The following is a 17,449-nucleotide window of genomic DNA, read 5'->3' on the forward strand; positions in this document are numbered from 1 at the left end:
TCAGGCGGGGGTGACGCCCCGCTGCTCGGCCCAGCCGGCCAGCTCCTCGCGGCCGATCTTCGCGTTGTGCCGGATGTCGACCGGGAACCCGGGGTGCCGCAGGAAGTCCCGCAGCCCCGCCGTCAGCGGGACGTCCGCGCCGAGCCGGCGCAGCTCGGTCACGAGCTCCGGCCACCGCTCCTCGCCGACGCCGGCCTCGGTCTCCACGCACACCACCGGACGCTGGGCGCCGGGGGCGCCGACGCCGACCAGCGCGCTGCGCCGGACCAGCGGGTGCGCGTTGAAGACCCCCTCGCACCGGACGGTGTGCAGGTCGCCCTCGGCGGTGCGGACCCGCTGGGCCCGGCGCCCGCAGAACCAGAGCCGCCCGGCGTCGTCGAGATAGCCCAGGTCACCGGTGCGGTGCCAGCTCCGCTCGGGCCCCGCCGCAGGCCGCTCGCGGATCTTGTACTGGGCGTTGGCGTCCGCGGTGGCGTGGTAGCGCGGGCTGACCACGTCCCCCGCGACCACGATCTCGCCGATCTCCCCGGGGGCGACCGGGAGGCCGGCCTCCCAGTCCGGCAGCGGGCCGTCGCTGACCCGGACGATCCGCACCTCGGTCCCGTCCACCGGCCGGCCCACACAGGTGCCGTCGCCCAGCGCCCCGCGCGCCGCCGTCTCGCCCAGGATCTCGGCCGACTCGATCGAGGAGATCGGCATCGCCTCGGTGGCGCCGTAGGCGACGTGGATCCCGGTCCGTCCGTCCAGGACCCGGCGCAGCGTGGCCACCAGGTCCGGCGGGACGGGCGCCCCGGCGGACACCACGCTGCGCAGCGCGGGCAGGGGGGTGGGCTCCCGCTCCAGGTGCGCGGCGAGGACCCGGAACAGCGCGGGGGAGCCGAAGACGGTGGATATCCCGAACCGGGTCAGCGCCGCTGTCAGCAGCTTCGGGTCGGCCTGGGCCACCTTGGCCGGAGCGATCGGCGCCAGCACCATGGTGGAGCCGTAGATGAGGTCGAACAGCCCCCAGATCGGCACGGTGACCAGCGAGATGTCGTCGCGGTCGCGCCCGTGCGCGGCGTGCATCTGCCGCGCCGTCGCGGTGGCCATCCGGTGGACGCTCTCGACGCCCTTGGCCGCGCCGGTGCTCCCGGTGGTGAACGCGATCATCATCAGGTCGTCGCCGGTCACCGGCCGGGCCGGCGCCGACCCGGTGCCGCCGAGCAGCCCGTCCAGGGTGTGGCCGCCCCAGAACCAGCGGCGCCCCAGGGTCACCTTGATCCGGACGGTGGCGAAGGTGCGGTGGCCGAGGACCCGGACGGCGTGGGCGACCGAGGGCCCGACGAAGGCCTCCGCGCCCACCGCGCGGTAGCAGTTGAGCATCCGCTTGATGCCCATGCCCGGGTCCACCACCACCGGCACGGCGCCGATCCGCAGCAGGGCGAAGACGAGGATGTACAGATCCGGTCCGGGCTTGGGCATCAGGATGGTCCGCATGCCCGAGGTGATCCCGATCCGGCTGAATCCGGTGGCCAACTCCTCGACCCGGCGCTGCAGTTCGCCGTAGCTGAGTTCGCGGTAGCGGATCCCGCCGTCCGGTTCGAGGCCGTCCGGATGGATGATCGCGATCTTCTCGGGGGAGGTGCGGGCGTGCCGTTCCAGGTAGTCGGCGAGGCCCGCTTCGGGTTCGAACGGGTGCCGGGGGGAGAGGGTCATCCTCGGACCGCCCGTCCGGTGGCGGGCTCGCCCGCGGGTACGGTCTCGACGTCGCCGCGGTGCCTGGCAGTCATCACTGGTGCTCACTCCTCGGGGTCCACACGAAGGCGCGCTCCCCGCAGCGGCGCCCTGACACGTCGCACCGGGCGGCGCCCGGCGCCCGTGGGGCAGCCGGTGCCCATGGGCCTCGGACGACAGGAGTGACGCTACCGGCCACGCGATCACGGCGGTCGGAAACTGCCAAAAAGGGTCGTGGGCAATGCACCTGACGCTGCGGAGCGGATCGGTCGGCGCTACGGCCGGCCCGGTCCGGGGCCGGGGCGGCTCCCATTCTGAGACGAGACGTTCCGTCTTGACAGGAAGATCCGAACGGGTGATAGTGAGGACATCGCACGAGACGAACCGTCTCGTCTCTATCGAGGGAAATGGTGCCGATGCGTACCTCAGCCGGACGTACCGCGCGGGTCTGGTTCATCACGGGTGCCGGCCGGGGGCTCGGTCGGGCCTTCGCCGAGGCGGCCCTGGCCGCGGGCGACCTGGTGGCCGTCGCCGCCCGCCGCACCGGGCCGCTGGAGGAGCTGGCGGCCGCCCACCCCGGGCGGGTGCTGCCCCTGGGGCTGGACGTCACCGACCGGGGCGCGGTGTTCGCGGCCGTCGCCGAGGCGGTCGACCACTTCGGCCGGCTCGACATCGTCGTCAACAACGCCGGCATGCTCTCGATGGGCATGGTGGAGGAGTTCGACGAGGCGGCGGCCCGCGCCCAGCTGGACGTCAACTTCTTCGGCGCGCTCTGGGTCAGCCAGGCGGTGATGCCCACCCTGCGGGCCCAGGGCTCCGGGCACCTCGTGCAGATCTCCAGCATCGCCGCGCTGGGCGGCTTCCCGAGCACCGGGCTGTACAGCGCGAGCAAGTTCGCGCTGGAGGGTCTGAGCGAGGCGCTCGCCGGGGAGGCGGCCGGTTTCGGGGTGAAGGTGAGCATGGTCCAGCCCGGCGGCTACTGGACCGACCTCTACACGGCGATGCACAGCACCGACACCCTGCCGGTCTACGACCCGCTCCGGGCCGAGCTGGCGAAGCAGTTCGCCGAGGGCTCGGTCGACAGCGACCCGAAGCTCGCCGCCGAGGCGCTGCTCGCGCTCGTCGACAGCGAGGAGCCGCCGCTGCGTCTGCTGCTCGGGAGCATGGTCTACGACCTGGCCTTCGACATCGCGCGGGGCCGGATGGAGACCTGGGCGGCCTGGGAGAAGGTCAGTCGCGCGGCCGAGCACGCGGTGCCCGCCCCCGGGACGACCGTCGAGCCGGCGGCGGACGGCGACCGGCCCGGTGGGCGGTGAGCGGCCCGGCGACGGGTGGCCTCCGGCCGGCGGTCCGGCGTCAGGCGTCGGTCGGCAGGACCGGGGTGAGGCGGCGCGGCGGCGCGGTGCGCGGCTGGGCGGGCAGCGGGAGACCGAGGGCGCCGGGGGCGTCGGCGGGCAGCGCGAGCGCGGCGTCGACCTCGGCGGGGAGGTCGCGCAGCCCGAGCAGGCCGGCGCAGAGCCGGGCGGTCGCGCGGTGCCAGTCACCGGAGCGCCGGAGCAGGGTGTGACCGCTGCCGAGCACGGTGTAGCCGCAGACCCGGGCCCCGGCCGCACGGCTGCGGGCGGCGAAGGCGCGGGTGTCGGCCGGGCCGGTGACCTTGTCGCGGTCGCCGTGCAGCATCAGGACGTCCCGGCCGGCCAACTGCTCGCACGGGTCCGCCGCCGGGCACCACGGCGCCAGCGCGACCACGCCGGTGACGTTCGGGTGGCCCGCCGCGCGCAGCGCCGCCCGGCCGCCCATCGAGTGGCCGACCAGCACCGTCGGCACGTGACCCAGTTCCTCGGCCAGGTCGCCGAGCGCGGCGCGGGTGTCCCGGGCGGCGTCCGCGCGGTCGCCGTTCCAGCCGCGGTGGCGGTAGCGGACCGTGCCGATCGCCACCCCGGCGCCCGCCGTCTCCCGGCGCAGCGCCCGGACGAACCCGTACATCCGCAGGCCGGGCAGGTTGAGCGGGCCGGGTCGGTTGCGGCTGTGCTCCTGGCCGCCGTGCAGCACCAGCACCGCGGCCGCGGGGCGCTCGGGCAGCTCCCGCCAGACCAGGGCCCGGTGTCCGGCCGCACTGCCCTCGCGACCGGTCCGGACCGTGCTCGCCGTGTCGTCGCCGCTCACCCTGTACCGTCCCGCCCCGCCGTCCGTCCGTTGGACCGCCACTTTACGCGCAGCCCGACCGGTGGCGGGGCGCGCCCGGGAGAATCGTCCGGCCGGACGGTACGGCCCGCCGTCAGGGCGCGAGCAGGTCCTGCTCGCGCACCAGCCAGCAGATCGCGGTCAGCCGGTGCACCGCGAAGTCGTAGCCCACCGGCTCCCGCCAGCCGATCTCGATCAGCGCGTCCAGGAACCCCTCGGCGTACTCGGCGAGCTCCGCGCGGTCGAGGGCCCGCGGCAGCAGCTCCGGACCCTGCGCGTAGAGCAGCTCGCGCAGCTGGGCGACGTGCTGGTCGACCGCGGCGACGAAGCCGGGCTCGAAGGCGAACTCGGCCAGCCGCGGCGTGAAGGCGGCGACGATCCCGGGCAGCGGGCAGCCGGCCGGCTGGTCGGGGGAGTCCCGGTGGGACCCGTCGGGCGTGGCGAACATCCGTCCAACGGTAGGCGAGCCGGCCCGGCGGGGCGGCCCCGCGGGCTGAGACCTTGGCCACCCCGCCGGTCGCGGCGGCGGCCACCGCGCCGGTCGTTGCACCGGTCACGGCGGCGGCCATCCGCCGGAGGGCCGCGCCACCCGGCCGAAGCCCAAGGATCGCCCGGAAGCACCGGGTGGTCTGTACCAGAATGGACCGCATGGATCTTCGAATCTTCACCGAGCCCCAGCAGGGCGCGAGCTACGACACGCTGCTCCGGGTGGCCCGGACCGCCGAGGAGCTCGGCACCTTCAGCGCCTTCTTCCGCTCCGACCACTACCTCAAGATGGGCGGGGTGGACGGCCTGCCCGGCCCGACCGACGCCTGGATCACGCTGGCCGGCCTGGCCCGCGACACCAGCACCATCCGCCTGGGCACCCTGATGACCGCCGCCACCTTCCGGCTGCCCGGCGTCCTCGCCATCCAGGTCGCCCAGGTCGACGCGATGAGCGGCGGCCGGGTCGAGTTCGGCCTCGGCGCCGGCTGGTACGAGGAGGAGCACGCCGCCTACGGCATCCCCTTCCCGAAGGAGAAGTTCGGGCGGCTGGAGGAGCAGCTGGCCATCATCACCGGCCTCTGGAGCACCGCGGTCGGCGACACCTTCGACTTCGCCGGCGAGTACTACCGGCTGACCGAGTCGCCCGCGCTGCCCAAGCCCGCCCAGCCGAAGATCCCGGTGCTGGTCGGCGGCAAGGGCCCGACCCGGACCCCGGCGCTGGCCGCCCGCTTCGCCGACGAGTTCAACCTGCCGTTCGTCTCGGTCGAGGAGAGCGCCGCCCAGTTCGGCCGGGTCCGGGCCGCCGTCGAGCGGGCCGGCCGCCGGGCCGACGACCTCGTGTACTCCAACGCCCTGGTCGCCTGCGTGGGCCGGGACGACGCCGAGGTGGCGCGCCGGGCCGCCGCGATCGGCCGCGACGTGGCGGAGCTGAAGGCCAACGGCCTGGCCGGGACGCCCGACGAGGTGGTGGCGGCGCTCGGCCGGTACGCCGCCGTCGGTACCGAGCGCGTCTACCTGCAGATCCTCGACCTGGACGACCTCGACCACCTGGAGCTGATCGCCTCCCGGGTCGCCCCGCAGCTGGGCTGACCGCCCCAGCGCCGGGCCCGCGCACCCGTGCCGGGCCGCTCCCGCCCACTCCGCGCCGCCGGGGCGGGCCGCGGGCGGCCCGGCGCCCGCGCGCGGCCCCGCCGGTGCGGGCCCCGCGGGCCGCCTCGGATGCGGCGGTCCGAGGGGCGTCCTGCGAGGGCGTTGTGCGGGAGGCGTCGCGCCGGTGCGAAAGGGCTCGGCCGGACCGGCGCTGACCACTAGTCTTTACTCTCTCTTGAAGGGGGAAGGCTCCTTCGGGAGGCGGAGACCGGGGAGCCGGGGCCGCGGAGTCAGGGGAGTGCCGGTGGTTGAGGTCGGGGTGTCCGGGGCCAAGGTGCCCGTGCCGAGATCGGCGTGCGCCGCGCAGGCCCGCCCGGCCGCGGCGGTGCTGCGCCCGCGCGGCCTGCACGACCTGCGCCGTGGGCACGTCGAGGTGGTCCCCGCCGGGGTGCCGGCGCGGCAGGCGCTGCACTACCGCGCCGAGGACGTGCTGATCGTGTCGGGCCTGCCGGGGAGCGGAAAGAGCACCCTGATGCGCCGCTGCGTCCGCGCCCCGCTGGTCGACTCCCAGCAGGTCCGGGAGGAGTACGCCGCCCGGCTGCCCGGCTGGTTGCCGTACTTCGTCTACCGCCCGCTGGTGCGGGCCGCGCACTACCGGCGGCTGCGCCGCGCCGTGCTGGCCGGCGGCCCGCTGGCGGTGCACGACTGCGGCACGCTGCCCTGGGTGCGGCGCTGGCTGGGCCGGGCGGCCGCCCGGCAGGGCCGGCGGGTGCACCTGATCCTGCTGGACGCCAGCGCGGACGAGGCCCGCGGCGGCCAGCGGGCCCGTGGGCAGCGCGTCTCCGCGTACGCCTTCGCCCGGCACCGGGAGTCGGCCCGGCGGCTGCGCGGGCGGCTGGCGGGCGCCGGGGAGCCGCCGGCCGGGTGTGCGTCGGCGGTGGTACTCGACCGGGCCGGTGCGCGCGCCGTGCGGGAGATCGTCTTCGTGGCGTCGTAGTCTCGGCGAGGCGGTGCGGGGCCGCCGACCCGACCGGTCCGGGCGGCCTTTCGACGGCCACCGGGTGGACGGGGCGTCAACTTTCGGACAACCCGGGGGCATCCCCCCGGTCGGGCGGCACCGGAAATGTTCCACCTGTGACCGGGGTCACTCGATCGGGCTTCCGGGTTCTGTCCGATATGTCGTCAGAACTTTCAGGCCGGAACAGATCTGACGCGTACACGCGGCCCTGCGTAGCCTAGGCTCGGCGGCCCCCTCCGCCGCCCCCCACAACTCCCCCTCAGGAGCGCAGATGCGTCGTTCTGCCCGCGTGCCCTCGCGTGCCCCCCGCAGATTCCTCAGCGCCGCAGCCCTCGTCGCAGCCCTCGGGCTCACCCAGTTCGCCGCCCCCTCGGCGTTCTCCACCACCGCGGCGCGGACGTCCGACCGGATCGCCGCCGCGTGCGTCGGCGGGGACAGCCAGGACGCCGGGGCGCGCAAGCCCGCCGGCAGCCCGGGCGGTCAGGAGCCCAACGCCGTCACCGAGGCCCAGGCCCAGGCCATGGACGCCGACCTCAACGCCCGCGTCGCCCAGCTGGCCCACTCCTCCCAGGGCAGCACGCTGCTCGCCCCCGGCGCGGCGGCCGCCGCCACGACCGTCCCGGTGTACGTGCACGTGGTCCACGCCGGAACGACGGGCAAGCTCAGCGCGACGGACATCAGCAGGCAGATCTCCGTCCTCAACGCCGCCTACGGCGGCGAGGGCGCGGGCAACACCCCCAGCCAGTTCCAGTTCCAGCTGGTCGGTACCGACTACACCGACAACGCGACCTGGTACAACGGCATCACCCCGGGCTCCTCGGCCGAGCGGTCGATGAAGACCTCGCTGCGCAAGGGCGGCGCCAACGCCCTCAACCTCTACACCGCCAAGCTCGGCCAGTCGCTGCTCGGCTGGGCGACGTTCCCCAGCTCCTACCGGTCGAACCCGAGCGACGACGGCGTGGTCATCCTCGACAGCTCGTTCCCCGGTGGCGCGGCCGCCAACTACAACGAGGGCGACACCGCCACCCACGAGGTCGGGCACTGGCTCGGGCTGTACCACACCTTCCAGGGCGGCTGCGGGGGCCAGGGCGACTACGTCGCGGACACCCCGGCCGAGAAGAGCGCGGCGTACCAGTGCCCGACGGGCCGCGACACCTGCACGGCCACCGGAGTCGACCCGATCCACAACTTCATGGACTACACCTACGACTCCTGCATGACCCAGTTCACCGCCGGTCAGGTCGCCAGGATGTCCAACTCCTGGGCCGCCTACCGGGCCTGACGGCCCCGGCCGTCCTCGAACGCTGGCGGGTGCGTGGGTGATGGGGCCCGCGCACCCGCCAGTACCAAGCCCGGGCCCGGGGAGCGTGCGCGCCGGCCGGGACTTCTTCGGCGGCGGGCCGCGATCGCACAGGGTTCGAAAGCGTTCGGCGCCCCCGGCGTGGCAATTGGCGACCGTATGTCCCGATCGATCTATGTTTGGGGGGTCAGCGGCAGGTGAAGCCGAGGTAGTCGAGCAAGGAGCAGCGGCATGGCCAACAGCGCGAACCCCCGGATCGTCGTCGGCGTGGACGGCTCGCCCGCCTCGGAGCGGGCGCTGCGTTGGGCGGTCGACTACGCCAGGCTGGCCGGCGGCAGCGTCCAGGCCATCGCCGCCTGGGAGTACCCGGCCTTCTACGGCTGGGCCGGGCTCGCCGTGCCCCCGGCCGAGGGCTTCAACCCCGAGGAACTGGCGGGGCGGACGCTGTCCGAGACGGTCACCAAGGTCGTCGGGGCGGACCCCGGCGTCCGGATCACCGAGGCCGTGATGCCCGGCAACGCCGCGCAGGCCCTGCTGGAGGCGGCCGGCGGCGCCGCCCTGGTGGTGGTCGGCAGCCGGGGCCTCGGCGGATTCACCGGCGCGTTGCTCGGCTCCGTCAGCCGTCACCTCACCGAGCACGCCCCCTGCCCGGTGGTCGTGGTGCGCGAGCAGCAGGAGCCGCCCGCCGCCTGACCGGCCGCGGCGAACCGCGCGCCCCGGCCGCGCTCGGTCGGAACACCTGATCCGGAGGGAGTGGACATGTCGCAGCGTCAGTCCGGCACCGTGAAGTGGTTCAACGACGAGAAGGGGTTCGGCTTCATCACCCCCGACAGCGGCCCCGACCTCTTCGTCCACTTCAGGGCGATCCGGCAGGAGGGCTTCAAGAGCCTCCACGAAGGCCAGCGGGTGACCTTCGTGGAGGTGCCGGGCCCGAAGGGCCCGCAGGCGGACGAGGTCGTCGTGGAGGCCTGAACGCCCGCCCGGGCCGCCCGCGGGGCCGCCGGGCGGGGGAGGATGGAGCCATGCCAGAAGGTGACTCCGTCCACCGCGTGGCGGCCCGGTTGCACCAGGAGCTCGCCGACCGGGTGCTGACCACCGCCGACCTGCGGGTCCCCGCGCACGCCACCGCCGATCTCACCGGGCGGCGGGTCCTGGAGGTCGCCGCGCGCGGCAAGCACCTGCTCACCCGGCTCGACGGCGGCCTCACCCTGCACACCCATCTGCGGATGGACGGCCGCTGGGAGGTCTACCGCCCCGGCGAACGGTGGGCCGGCGGGCCCGCCTGGCAGATCCGGGCCGTCCTCGGCACCGAGCACGGCACGGCGGTCGGCTACCGGCTGCCGGTCGTCGAGCTGTTGCGCACCGCCGACGAACCGCGCGTCGTCGGCCACCTCGGACCCGACCTGCTCGGCCCCGACTGGGACCCGGCCGAGGCGCTGCGCCGGCTCCTCGCCGAGCCCGGCCGGCCGCTCGCCGAGGCGCTCCTGGACCAGCGCAACCTGGCCGGCATCGGCAATGTCTACGCCAACGAGCTCTGCTTCCTCGCCGGTGTCACCCCGTGGACGAGGGTGGACGGCCTGCCGCGCCCGGAACGGCTGGTGCAGCGGGCCCGGCAGCTCCTGGAGGCCAACCGGCTGCGGCCCGGTCACATCACGACCGGTGACACCCGGCCCGGCCGCCGGCACTGGGTGTACGGCCGGGCCGGGCGGCCGTGCCCGCGCTGCGGGACGCTCGTCCGGACGGCGACGCAGGGCAGTGCGCCGCGGGAGCGGGTGGCGTTCTGGTGCCCGCACTGCCAGCGCGGGCCCGCGCCCGGGGGGTCCACCGCTACGGGCGCTCGACCAGGGCCGGGTGGCGGGGGTCGTCGACCCGGACGGTGAGGTCGGCCGCCTCGGCGGGGACGGTCTCGGCCGCGTAGCGGGCGAAGGCGGGCAGGGTCCACCGCTCCTCGGGCGGGGTGCGGCGGGCCAGCGCGGCCGGGGTGAGGGCGAGGTGGACGGTCAGCTCCAGCGGCAGCCACCGGCCGAGCAGCAGGGCGCCGTCGAGCAGCAGCACACCGCCGGCCGGCAGCGTGGTGTACGGCGCGCGGGTCGCGCGGTCGGTGGCCGGGTCACGCAGGGACGGCAGGACGCGGCGGGTGCCGCCGGGCTCCAGCGGGTCCAGCACCTCGCGCAGCAGGGCGCCGTCGTCCAGCCAGAGGTCGTGGTAGGCGTCCGGGTCCTGCTTGCCGTACTCCAGCCGGACCGAGGCCGGCCGGAGGAAGGCCGAGGCCGACACCCGCAGGGTCGGCAGGCCGCGCACCCGCAGCGGTTCCACCAGGGCGTCCGCGAGCACGTCGGGCCGGGCGGCCGGAGCGCCGTCGACGGCCACCCGCAGCGGGCGCTCACCGGCCCCGGGCAGGGCGGCGACGCGGTCGGTGAGCAGCTCGGCGAGCCGCTCGGGCGAGATCGGGTGTACCAGCACGCCGCCATCCTGCCCCGGCCCGCAGGACGGCGCGGGGCCGGGGTGCCGACCGGAGCGGGCGCGCGGACCAGCGGGTGCTCAGATCAGCGGGAGCGCGTGCAGGACGTCGTCGTGGCCGGCGAAGAGGTGGCCGACGTCGTTGGAGAGCGACCAGACGTCGACACCGGGGCCGGAGTCGCGGAAGGTCCAGCGCTCCTCGCCGGTGGCGGCGTCCAGGGCGCGGACGCCCGCGGCGGCCGGGCCGGGCACGTAGAGGGCCGGTCCGGCGAGCAGCGGGCGGCTGCGGCGGTCCAGCCGGAACGGCAGCCGGTGCTCCCAGAGCTGGGCGCCGGTGGCCGCGGTGTGGGCGCTGACCAGTCCGTTGTCCCGGAACAGGTAGACCAGGGCGCCGCCGGCGACCGGCGGCAGCAGTCGCCACTGGTCGGCCGGTCCCGGGGCGACCGACCAGTGCGGGGTGCCGTCGGCCAGTCGGAGCGCCCGCAACCCGGCCGGGCCCTCGGGGGCGTAGACGTGCTCGGCGTCGGCGACGGCCCAGCTCAGGCCCGACTCCGCGGGGACCGCCCAGAGCCGCGTCCCGCTGGCGGCGTCCAGCAGGGCCAGCCGCGAGCCGCCGGCCGAGCTGTCGAGGACCGGGACCCGGCCGCCGGCCGGACCGGCCGGGACGAGCGGCCGTTCACCGAGCGGGGACGGGCGGTGCCAGAGCACCCGACGGTCCGGGACGCGCACGGCGAACAGCTCGCCGCCGCCGGTGTACGGGCGGGGCGTGACCTCGCCGTACACGATGTCGTCCGCGCAGCCGAACAGGGTGGCGGCGCCGTTGCCGGCCTCCCCCGGCAGCGGCAGGCTCCACTCCGAGGCCGGATCGGTGAGGTGATGGCTGTCGAGGTGGCCGTTGGACGTGGTGAAGACCCGGTCGGTGCCGACGACCACCCGGCCGTTCGGCTGGTCCACGTCGTTCGGCCAGTCGGCCTTCGCCGCGGCGAAGGTCAGCATCCGCAGCGGCGTGCCGGCCGCCGGGTCGAGCACCTGGAGCCCCTCGCGGGAGAGGAGCACCGGGACGGCGGGGCGCCCGCTCAGCCGCTCGGGCGCGGCGGACTCCCGGCCCCGGTAGGTCCAGAGCGGCTCCGGCCCGGCGGCCCGGGTGGGCAGTGGCCGGGGCGGGGCCGGGTCCGGGCCGCCGGCCGAGCGGGCGAACGCCCAGACGGCGGCACCCGCCGCCAGCGCCCCGGCGCCGGCCAGCAACCGCCGCCGCGTCGGCCGCGGACCGCCGTCCTCGTCGCCGCCTCCGCTCAGCACCTCGGCCGGTGCGGCCGGGCGGTCGTCCGCGTCGGTGTCCCACTGCCAGGCGGCGTCGGCCCGGTCGGACGCCGACGGGCGGGCAGGATCGGACGGTGCCGGCTGCATGGGTGTACTCGCTTCCCCCGGGGGCAGCCGTTGTGCTGCGCTGTCCGACGGAGGATATCGAAGCCCGTCCGGACGGTTCGCGGGCGGCCGGTACGGGCCGACCTGCCCCGACCCCGCCCGCCGGGACGGTCCGGAGCGGTGGCCGGGCCCGGACCGGGCTCGCCTTGACAGTCCCTTGACCCGGGCGTAGCAAGGGAGAATGCGTCAGGGTGTGTCGGCGGACGGGTCCGGTCCGCACGCGACCGGCGGTCCTCGGGCGACGCGGCCCGAAGCGCGCCGTCCCCGGGAGCGCGATGCCGTGGCCGGGGCGACGCACGAGCGGGACGCGCTGCTCGCGACCGCGGTCCGCAGGGTGCTGGCGGAGACCGACGCGTACGGCGGGATGGTCTACCTGCGCGCCCGGGACCGCCGCTCGCTGGTGCTCTGCACCCTGGCGGGCGTGCCGCTGTCGATCATCGCCCCGTTCCGGCGGGTCGCGGCGGCCGGGCCGATGCCGGTCGCGGTCAGCTTCCGGACGGGCCGCACGATCGCGCTGGCCGACACCGAGGACACCATGCGGCGCTTCCCGCAGCTGGCCGTCGGCATGCCCTACGACTTCGCCTCCGCCTGCGTGCCCGTCAAGACGGCCGAGGAGACGTACGGGGTGATCAGCGTGCTCTGGGCCGCCTCGGACGAGGGGGTACCGGGCGGCGCGCAGCGGCACCTGCGGGTGGTGGCCGACGGGCTCGCGGCCGCGCTGGCGGCCCTGGACGGGCACCGGCGCCTGATCGAGCCCAACGGCGACACCGCCGTGGTCGAGCTGGCGCCACCCGCACCGCCGACCACCCGGGTCGGCCTGTTCGACTGGAACCTGGCCACCGGGGCGATCTCCGCCGACGACCAGTTCTGCGAGATCTTCGGGCTGTCGCCCACCGAGTTCGACGGCCGGGCGGCCACCCTGACCACCCGGATCGCCCCCGGCGACCTGCCCGAGTTCCGCGCCGCCGCCCGCGCCGCGCTGGACCACGGCCGGGTCCTGGCGGCCCGGGTCCGGGTGCTCGACCACGACGGGCACCCCTATCCGGTCGAGCTCTGGGGCCGCGTCCCCGAGGCCGGCGGACCGGACGGCCGCTCCCACCTGGTCGGCGCCGTGCTCGACACCCGGACCGGCACCGCCGCCGCGGCCGCCGTGGAGCGGCTGCGCGACGGCGTCTTCTCACTCGACCCGGACGGCCGTATCACCTACGCCAACCGCAGCGTCGAGCTGCTGCTGCACGCCCGCCGCGAGGACCTGGTCGGCCACCACCCGTGGGAGGTGCTGCCCTGGCTCTCCGATCCGGCGTACGAGAACCGCTACCGCGCCGCGATGCTCTCCCAGCAGCCCACCGCCTTCCTCGCCGCCCGGCCGCCGGACGGCTGGCTGGCCTTCTCGCTCTACCCGGACACCCACGGCGTGACCGGCCGGGTCGTCGCCGCCGAGCCGCCCGCCGGCGCGGTCGAGCCTCCCGCCGAGCCCCCGCCCGGCGCCCGGACCGGCGTCGGGGCGATGTACCACCTGCTCCAGCTGGCCAGCGCGCTGAGCGAGGCCGTCACCGTCCGGGAGGTCTGCCGTGCCGTCGCCGAGCAGATCCTGCCGGCCTTCGGCGGCCAGGAGCTCGCCATCTACACCATCCGCGACAAGCGCCTGCACCTCGTCTCCCAGACCGGCTACCCGGACGGCTTCCTGGACCGTTTCGAGGGCACCCCGACCGGCGCCCGGGTGCCCGGCGCCGAGGCGCTCAGCTCCGGCACGCCGATCTTCTTCGAGTCCGTCCACGAGCTCGCCGCCGCCTACCCCGGCATCGCCCTGGACGAGATGCGCGCCTGGGCCTTCCTGCCGCTGATCGCCTCCGGCCACCCGGTCGGCAGCTGCATCATCGGCTTCGACGAGTCCCGCGCGTTCACCCTGGAGGAGCGCGGGCTGCTGACCGCCCTCGCCGGCTTCATCGCCCAGGCGCTGGAGCGGGCCCGGCTCTACGACGCCGAGTTCGCCCTCGCCCGCGGCCTCCAGCAGGCCCTGCTGCCGCACCGGCTGCCGCACCTGGAGAACGTCCGGATCACCGCGCGGTACCTGCCCGGCACCCAGGGGATGGAGATCGGCGGGGACTGGTACGACGCCATCGTCACCGGTCACGACCTCAACCTGGTCATCGGTGACGTCGAGGGCCACAGCGTCGGCGCCGCCGCCACCATGGGCCAGCTGCGCAGCGCGGTGCGGGCCTTCGCGGCCAGCGGCCACCCGCCGGACGAGGTGCTGACGCGAACCAACCAGCTGCTGCTCGACCTCGACCCCGGGCTGCTCGCCAGCTGCTGCCTGATCCGGCTCACCCCCGCCGACGGCACCGCCCGGATCGCCCGGGCCGGCCACCTCCCGCCCGTGCTGCGCCACCCCGACGGGAGCACCGAGGCGCTGTACGTGGCGGGCGGGCCGCTGCTCGGCGTCGACCACCGGGCCGAGTACCCGGTCACGGAGTTCCGGCTGGCCCCGGGCTCGCTGCTCGCGCTCTACACGGACGGGCTGGTCGAGGATCCGGCGGTGGAGATCGACCACGGCGTGGACCGGCTGCGCGCCGCCCTCACCGGCGCGGCGGGGGAGGCCGGCGCGGAGGAGGACGGACTGGAGCGGCTGGCGGAGCGGCTGCTGCACGAGGTCGGCTCCACCCACCGGGTGGACGACGTGGCGCTGATGCTCACCGCCTACGGGTGAGGCCGCCCCCCGGGGGGCCGGCCGGGGCGACCGCCGGACCCCGGTGGCACCGCGCGACTTTCGTCGGTGCGGACAACGACGAACGGCGGCGGCGCCCGGCCGGCCGGTTGGCTAGCCTCGCGGGGTGGACGCGATAGCGAAGGCCTGGTCGAGGGCGGTACGAACGGCACTGCCCGGGCCCTGGGGGCCCGGCACGGTGGTGCGGGAGGCGGTCGGCGCGCTGGTGCTCGGCACGCTCGCGGCGCTGATCGAGGTGGTCTCCCGCTCGTCCCTGTGGCCGGTCACCGCACTCGGGACGGCCGTGCTCTTCCTGCTCCGGCGCGGTCTGCCCTCGACCGTGCTGCTGCTCACCGCCACCGTCGCCGGCTGGGCCGCCGGGCCGCTGCCGCTGCTGGCCTGCGCGGGCTGGTCGGCCGGCGCCCGGGTGAAGCGGGTGAGCGTGCTGGCCGGCTCCTTCGCCGGCGCCTTCCTGCTGACGACGGCCACCAGCACGGTGAAGGACTTCGAGGAGGCGCCGCTGAAGCTGCTGCTCGGGCTCTCCCTCGGCGGATTCCTGCTGGTCGCGGTGTTGCCCGCGCTCTGGGGCCGGTACCGGGCCCAGCGCCGGGCGCTCCTGGACGCGCTGCGGGAGCGCAACGAGCAGCTGCTGCGCGAGCACACCATGGTGGCGCACCAGGCCCGGCTGCGGGAGCGGCACCGGATAGCCCAGGACATGCACGACAGCCTGGGCCACCAGCTCGCCCTGATCTCCGTGCACTCCGGCGCGCTGGAGGTCGACCGCACCCTGTCCGACCGGCAGCGGGAGGCGGTCGGCGTGCTGCGGCTGGCCGCGGTCACCGCGATGCGCGAGCTGCGCGAGGTGGTCGGCGTGCTGCACGACGAGTCGACCGCGCCCGGGCCCGCGCCGGTCGGTGCCGCGGCCGGCGGCGGCGCGCGGACCGGTGGTCTGGAGGGCATCGAGAAGCTGGTCGAGTCCTCCCGGGCGGCCGGGACGACCGTCTCCTTCGGGGAGGACGGCGAGCGCCGGCCGCCGGCCGCCAACGTCGGCCACGCCGCCTACCGGATCGTCCAGGAGGCGCTCACCAACGCGCACAAGCACGCCCCCGGCGCGCCCATCTCGGTCGCGCTGCGCTACGAGCCGGACGCGCTGGTGGTGGAGGTGGCCAACCCGCGCGCGCCGGAGCCGGCCGGGGTACCGGCGGGCGGCCGGTCGGCACCGGTCAGCGGTGGGCAGGGGCTGACCGGGCTGCGCGAGCGGGCCCGGCTGGTCGGTGGGATGGTGCACGCCGGGCCGACCGCGGAGGCGGGGTTCCGGCTCGCCGCGGTGCTCCCGTACGAGGGGGCCGGCGGGGCGCCGGCCGCCCCGGGAACCGCCGGGGCGGACGAGGCCTGGGTACTGGCCGCGCTGCCGGCGGCCGACGACGGGTCCGACCGCCGTCGGCGGCGCAGCCCGGCGATCGGCTGCGCGGTCGGCGGGGCGGTCGTCCTGCTCACCGTGCTGGGGCTGCTGGTGTGGGGGGTGGTGGCCTTCATCGGCGCCGCCAACGAGGCGACCGTGGAGCGCTCGCTGTACGACTCGATCCAGGAGGGCACGCCCGAGGCCGAGGTGCTGAGCCGGCTGCCGGCCGGCAACGGCTTCTTCACCAAGGACTACGAGGGCAGCGGCCCGACCCCGCCGGAGGGCTCGGCCTGCCGCTACTTCCTCTCCGGGGACACCAGCGGCACGAGCCGCGAGGACGCCGTCGCCCGGTTCTGTTTCAAGGACGGCGTGCTGGTGGAGAAGCAGCACTACCTGGGGCGGTTCTGAGCCCGCGCCCGCGCGGGTGACAGGGCCGGCCCGGGAGGTGTGAGGATGGTGGCGAGCAGCGCCACCCGCACCACATCGAGGGGATGACCAGCAGTGATCCGAGTCCTCGTCGCCGACGACGAGCCGCTCATCCGGGCCGGGATCAGGATGATCCTGTCCTCCGCCGACGACATCGACGTGGTCGCCGAGGCCGCCGACGGCCGGCAGGCCCTGGACCTCGCGCTGGCCCACCGGGCCGACGTCGTCCTGCTGGACATCCAGATGCCGGTGATGGACGGGCTGACCGCGCTCGGCGAGCTGCGCCGGGTGGTGCCCGGCGCGCGGGCGCTGATCCTCACCACCTTCGGGGAGCGCGACAACGTCCTGCGCGCCGTGACCGAGGGCGGTGCCGGGTTCCTGCTCAAGGACACCGCGCCCGCCGAGCTGATCCAGGCCGTCCGGGCGGCCGCCACCGGCAACGCCTTCCTCTCGCCCGCCGCCACCCGGCACATCGTGGACTCGCTGGCCGGTGCCCGCGGCGGCCCGGGTGCGGCCCGGGGGGCCTCGGCCCGGCAGCGGCTGGAGGTGCTCACCCCGCGCGAGCTGGAGGTGCTGGCGTTGCTGGGCGAGGGCCTCTCCAACGCGGACGCGGGCACCCGGATCCACATGAGCGAAGCGACGGTGAAGGCGTACGTCAGCCGGATCCTGGCCAAGCTGGGGTGCGAGAACCGGGTGCAGGCGGCGTTGCTGGCCCGGGACGCGGGTTTGGGCGGCCCGATCTGACCCGGGCCGGCCAGGTCGGCGAGCGCTCCTCGGGCGCTGCCCAGTGCTCAGCGGGTGGCGATCCGCAGGGCGATGCGGGTGCTGGAGTGCGCGACGCCCGCCTCGTGCTTCAGCCGGCGCAGCAGGTGGTCCAGCCCGGCGGCGTCGGCCACCCGGGCGCGCAGCAGGTAGTCGTACTCGCCGGTGACATGGGCGGTCTCGGTGACGCCGGGCAGCCGTAGCGCCGTGGTCTCGAAAGTGTCGCTGTCCGTCTCCGGCCGCAGCCGGACGTCGACGAAGACGGTCAGGCCCGGCCGGGTGTTGTCGGCGGCCGGGTCGACCAAGGTGGTGAAGCCACGGATCACGCCGGTCCGGACCAGTCGGCGGACCCGGTCGGCCGTGGCGTTGGCGCTCAGGCCGACCCGGGCGCCGAGGTCGCGGTAGGAGATCCGCGCGTCCGCGCGCAGCTCGCCGAGGATTTCGCTGTCGAGGGCATCCATACCGCGATTGTCGCGGGCC

16 protein-coding genes are annotated in these 17,449 nt (G+C 75.9%); 10 read left to right on the plus strand and 6 right to left on the minus strand.

Annotation, left to right across the window (positions count from 1 at the left end; all coding sequences use genetic code 11):
• A complete protein-coding gene (locus tag ACFXHB_RS14280; protein ID WP_380574392.1) occupies positions 1 to 1,695 on the minus strand; it encodes a fatty acid CoA ligase family protein in 1,695 nt (564 codons plus the stop codon).
• 434 nt (positions 1,696 to 2,129) lie between these two features.
• On the opposite strand from ACFXHB_RS14280, the gene ACFXHB_RS14285 reads away from it, so the two are divergent.
• The gene (locus ACFXHB_RS14285) at positions 2,130 to 3,029 is read left to right on the plus strand and encodes an SDR family NAD(P)-dependent oxidoreductase (protein WP_380574394.1); all 900 of its coding nucleotides are present in this window, start codon (positions 2,130 to 2,132) and stop codon (positions 3,027 to 3,029) included.
• Positions 3,030 to 3,069: 40 nt separating this feature from the next.
• Here the strand turns inward: ACFXHB_RS14285 and ACFXHB_RS14290 are convergent, their stop codons facing one another.
• Both ACFXHB_RS14290 and ACFXHB_RS14295 read right to left on the minus strand, forming a co-directional pair.
• Positions 3,070 to 3,879, minus strand: coding sequence for an alpha/beta hydrolase (locus ACFXHB_RS14290; protein WP_380574395.1), 810 nt, complete (start codon positions 3,877 to 3,879; stop codon positions 3,070 to 3,072).
• A gap of 112 nt (positions 3,880 to 3,991) precedes the next feature.
• Positions 3,992 to 4,345 carry a DUF6401 family natural product biosynthesis protein gene (locus tag ACFXHB_RS14295; protein ID WP_380574396.1) on the minus strand — a complete coding sequence of 118 codons (354 nt, stop codon included), beginning with the start codon at positions 4,343 to 4,345 and terminating at the stop codon, positions 3,992 to 3,994.
• A gap of 200 nt (positions 4,346 to 4,545) precedes the next feature.
• Here ACFXHB_RS14295 and ACFXHB_RS14300 point away from each other — a divergent pair, with 200 nt between their 5' ends.
• From ACFXHB_RS14300 to ACFXHB_RS14325, 6 genes are all read left to right on the plus strand, one after another.
• A complete protein-coding gene (locus ACFXHB_RS14300) occupies positions 4,546 to 5,472 on the plus strand; it encodes an LLM class F420-dependent oxidoreductase (protein WP_380574397.1) in 927 nt (308 codons plus the stop codon).
• 340 nt (positions 5,473 to 5,812) lie between these two features.
• Positions 5,813 to 6,469, plus strand: a complete 657-nt coding sequence (locus ACFXHB_RS14305) for an AAA family ATPase (RefSeq protein ID WP_380574398.1) — start codon at positions 5,813 to 5,815, stop codon at positions 6,467 to 6,469.
• A 292-nt stretch (positions 6,470 to 6,761) separates the two neighbouring features.
• Positions 6,762 to 7,772 carry a zinc metalloprotease gene (locus ACFXHB_RS14310; protein ID WP_380574400.1) on the plus strand — a complete coding sequence of 337 codons (1,011 nt, stop codon included), beginning with the start codon at positions 6,762 to 6,764 and terminating at the stop codon, positions 7,770 to 7,772.
• A gap of 249 nt (positions 7,773 to 8,021) precedes the next feature.
• Entirely contained in the window at positions 8,022 to 8,483 is a 462-nt protein-coding gene (locus tag ACFXHB_RS14315; RefSeq protein ID WP_380574401.1) for a universal stress protein, read from the plus strand.
• A gap of 66 nt (positions 8,484 to 8,549) precedes the next feature.
• Positions 8,550 to 8,762: a cold-shock protein gene (locus ACFXHB_RS14320; protein WP_380574402.1), complete on the plus strand. Its 213-nt coding sequence runs from the start codon at positions 8,550 to 8,552 to the stop codon at positions 8,760 to 8,762.
• Between the two features lie 50 nt (positions 8,763 to 8,812).
• Positions 8,813 to 9,670 (plus strand): DNA-formamidopyrimidine glycosylase family protein, encoded by an 858-nt coding sequence (locus ACFXHB_RS14325; RefSeq protein ID WP_380574403.1) that lies wholly within the window; start codon positions 8,813 to 8,815, stop codon positions 9,668 to 9,670.
• Here the strand turns inward: ACFXHB_RS14325 and ACFXHB_RS14330 are convergent.
• Together ACFXHB_RS14330 and ACFXHB_RS14335 are read right to left on the minus strand one after the other, a co-directional pair.
• Complete coding sequence (locus ACFXHB_RS14330) at positions 9,618 to 10,253, minus strand: uridine kinase (RefSeq protein ID WP_380574404.1); 636 nt, start codon at positions 10,251 to 10,253, stop codon at positions 9,618 to 9,620. The two genes, ACFXHB_RS14325 and ACFXHB_RS14330, sit on opposite strands and share 53 nt — an antisense overlap.
• A gap of 78 nt (positions 10,254 to 10,331) precedes the next feature.
• Positions 10,332 to 11,657, minus strand: coding sequence for a PQQ-binding-like beta-propeller repeat protein (locus ACFXHB_RS14335; protein WP_380574406.1), 1,326 nt, complete (start codon positions 11,655 to 11,657; stop codon positions 10,332 to 10,334).
• A gap of 298 nt (positions 11,658 to 11,955) precedes the next feature.
• Between ACFXHB_RS14335 and ACFXHB_RS14340 the strand changes: the two genes are divergently transcribed.
• From ACFXHB_RS14340 to ACFXHB_RS14350, 3 genes are all read left to right on the plus strand, one after another.
• Positions 11,956 to 14,382: a SpoIIE family protein phosphatase gene (locus tag ACFXHB_RS14340; RefSeq protein WP_380574407.1), complete on the plus strand. Its 2,427-nt coding sequence runs from the start codon at positions 11,956 to 11,958 to the stop codon at positions 14,380 to 14,382.
• A gap of 124 nt (positions 14,383 to 14,506) precedes the next feature.
• The gene (locus ACFXHB_RS14345; RefSeq protein WP_380574408.1) at positions 14,507 to 16,189 is read left to right on the plus strand and encodes a sensor histidine kinase; all 1,683 of its coding nucleotides are present in this window, start codon (positions 14,507 to 14,509) and stop codon (positions 16,187 to 16,189) included.
• A 93-nt stretch (positions 16,190 to 16,282) separates the two neighbouring features.
• Positions 16,283 to 16,951: a response regulator gene (locus tag ACFXHB_RS14350; protein ID WP_380574409.1), complete on the plus strand. Its 669-nt coding sequence runs from the start codon at positions 16,283 to 16,285 to the stop codon at positions 16,949 to 16,951.
• 47 nt (positions 16,952 to 16,998) lie between these two features.
• Here ACFXHB_RS14350 and ACFXHB_RS14355 read toward each other — a convergent pair whose 3' ends face one another.
• Entirely contained in the window at positions 16,999 to 17,430 is a 432-nt protein-coding gene (locus ACFXHB_RS14355; protein ID WP_380574410.1) for an Lrp/AsnC family transcriptional regulator, read from the minus strand.
• Positions 17,431 to 17,449: the final 19 nt, after the last annotated feature.

This window comes from Kitasatospora sp. NPDC059327 (assembly GCF_042752535.1).
GTDB lineage: Bacteria > Actinomycetota > Actinomycetes > Streptomycetales > Streptomycetaceae > Kitasatospora.

Bases quoted from the DNA above. Each gene is read 5' to 3' on its own strand.
- ACFXHB_RS14280 (WP_380574392.1), bottom strand. From the start codon at position 1,695: ATGACCCTCTCCCCCCGGCACCCGTTCGAACCCGAAGCGGGCCTCGCC.
- ACFXHB_RS14285 (WP_380574394.1), top strand. From the start codon at position 2,130: ATGCGTACCTCAGCCGGACGTACCGCGCGGGTCTGGTTCATCACGGGT.
- ACFXHB_RS14295 (WP_380574396.1), bottom strand. From the start codon at position 4,345: ATGTTCGCCACGCCCGACGGGTCCCACCGGGACTCCCCCGACCAGCCG.
- ACFXHB_RS14300 (WP_380574397.1), top strand. From the start codon at position 4,546: ATGGATCTTCGAATCTTCACCGAGCCCCAGCAGGGCGCGAGCTACGAC.
- ACFXHB_RS14310 (WP_380574400.1), top strand. From the start codon at position 6,762: ATGCGTCGTTCTGCCCGCGTGCCCTCGCGTGCCCCCCGCAGATTCCTC.
- ACFXHB_RS14315 (WP_380574401.1), top strand. From the start codon at position 8,022: ATGGCCAACAGCGCGAACCCCCGGATCGTCGTCGGCGTGGACGGCTCG.
- ACFXHB_RS14320 (WP_380574402.1), top strand. From the start codon at position 8,550: ATGTCGCAGCGTCAGTCCGGCACCGTGAAGTGGTTCAACGACGAGAAG.
- ACFXHB_RS14325 (WP_380574403.1), top strand. From the start codon at position 8,813: ATGCCAGAAGGTGACTCCGTCCACCGCGTGGCGGCCCGGTTGCACCAG.
- ACFXHB_RS14335 (WP_380574406.1), bottom strand. From the start codon at position 11,657: ATGCAGCCGGCACCGTCCGATCCTGCCCGCCCGTCGGCGTCCGACCGG.
- ACFXHB_RS14355 (WP_380574410.1), bottom strand. From the start codon at position 17,430: ATGGATGCCCTCGACAGCGAAATCCTCGGCGAGCTGCGCGCGGACGCG.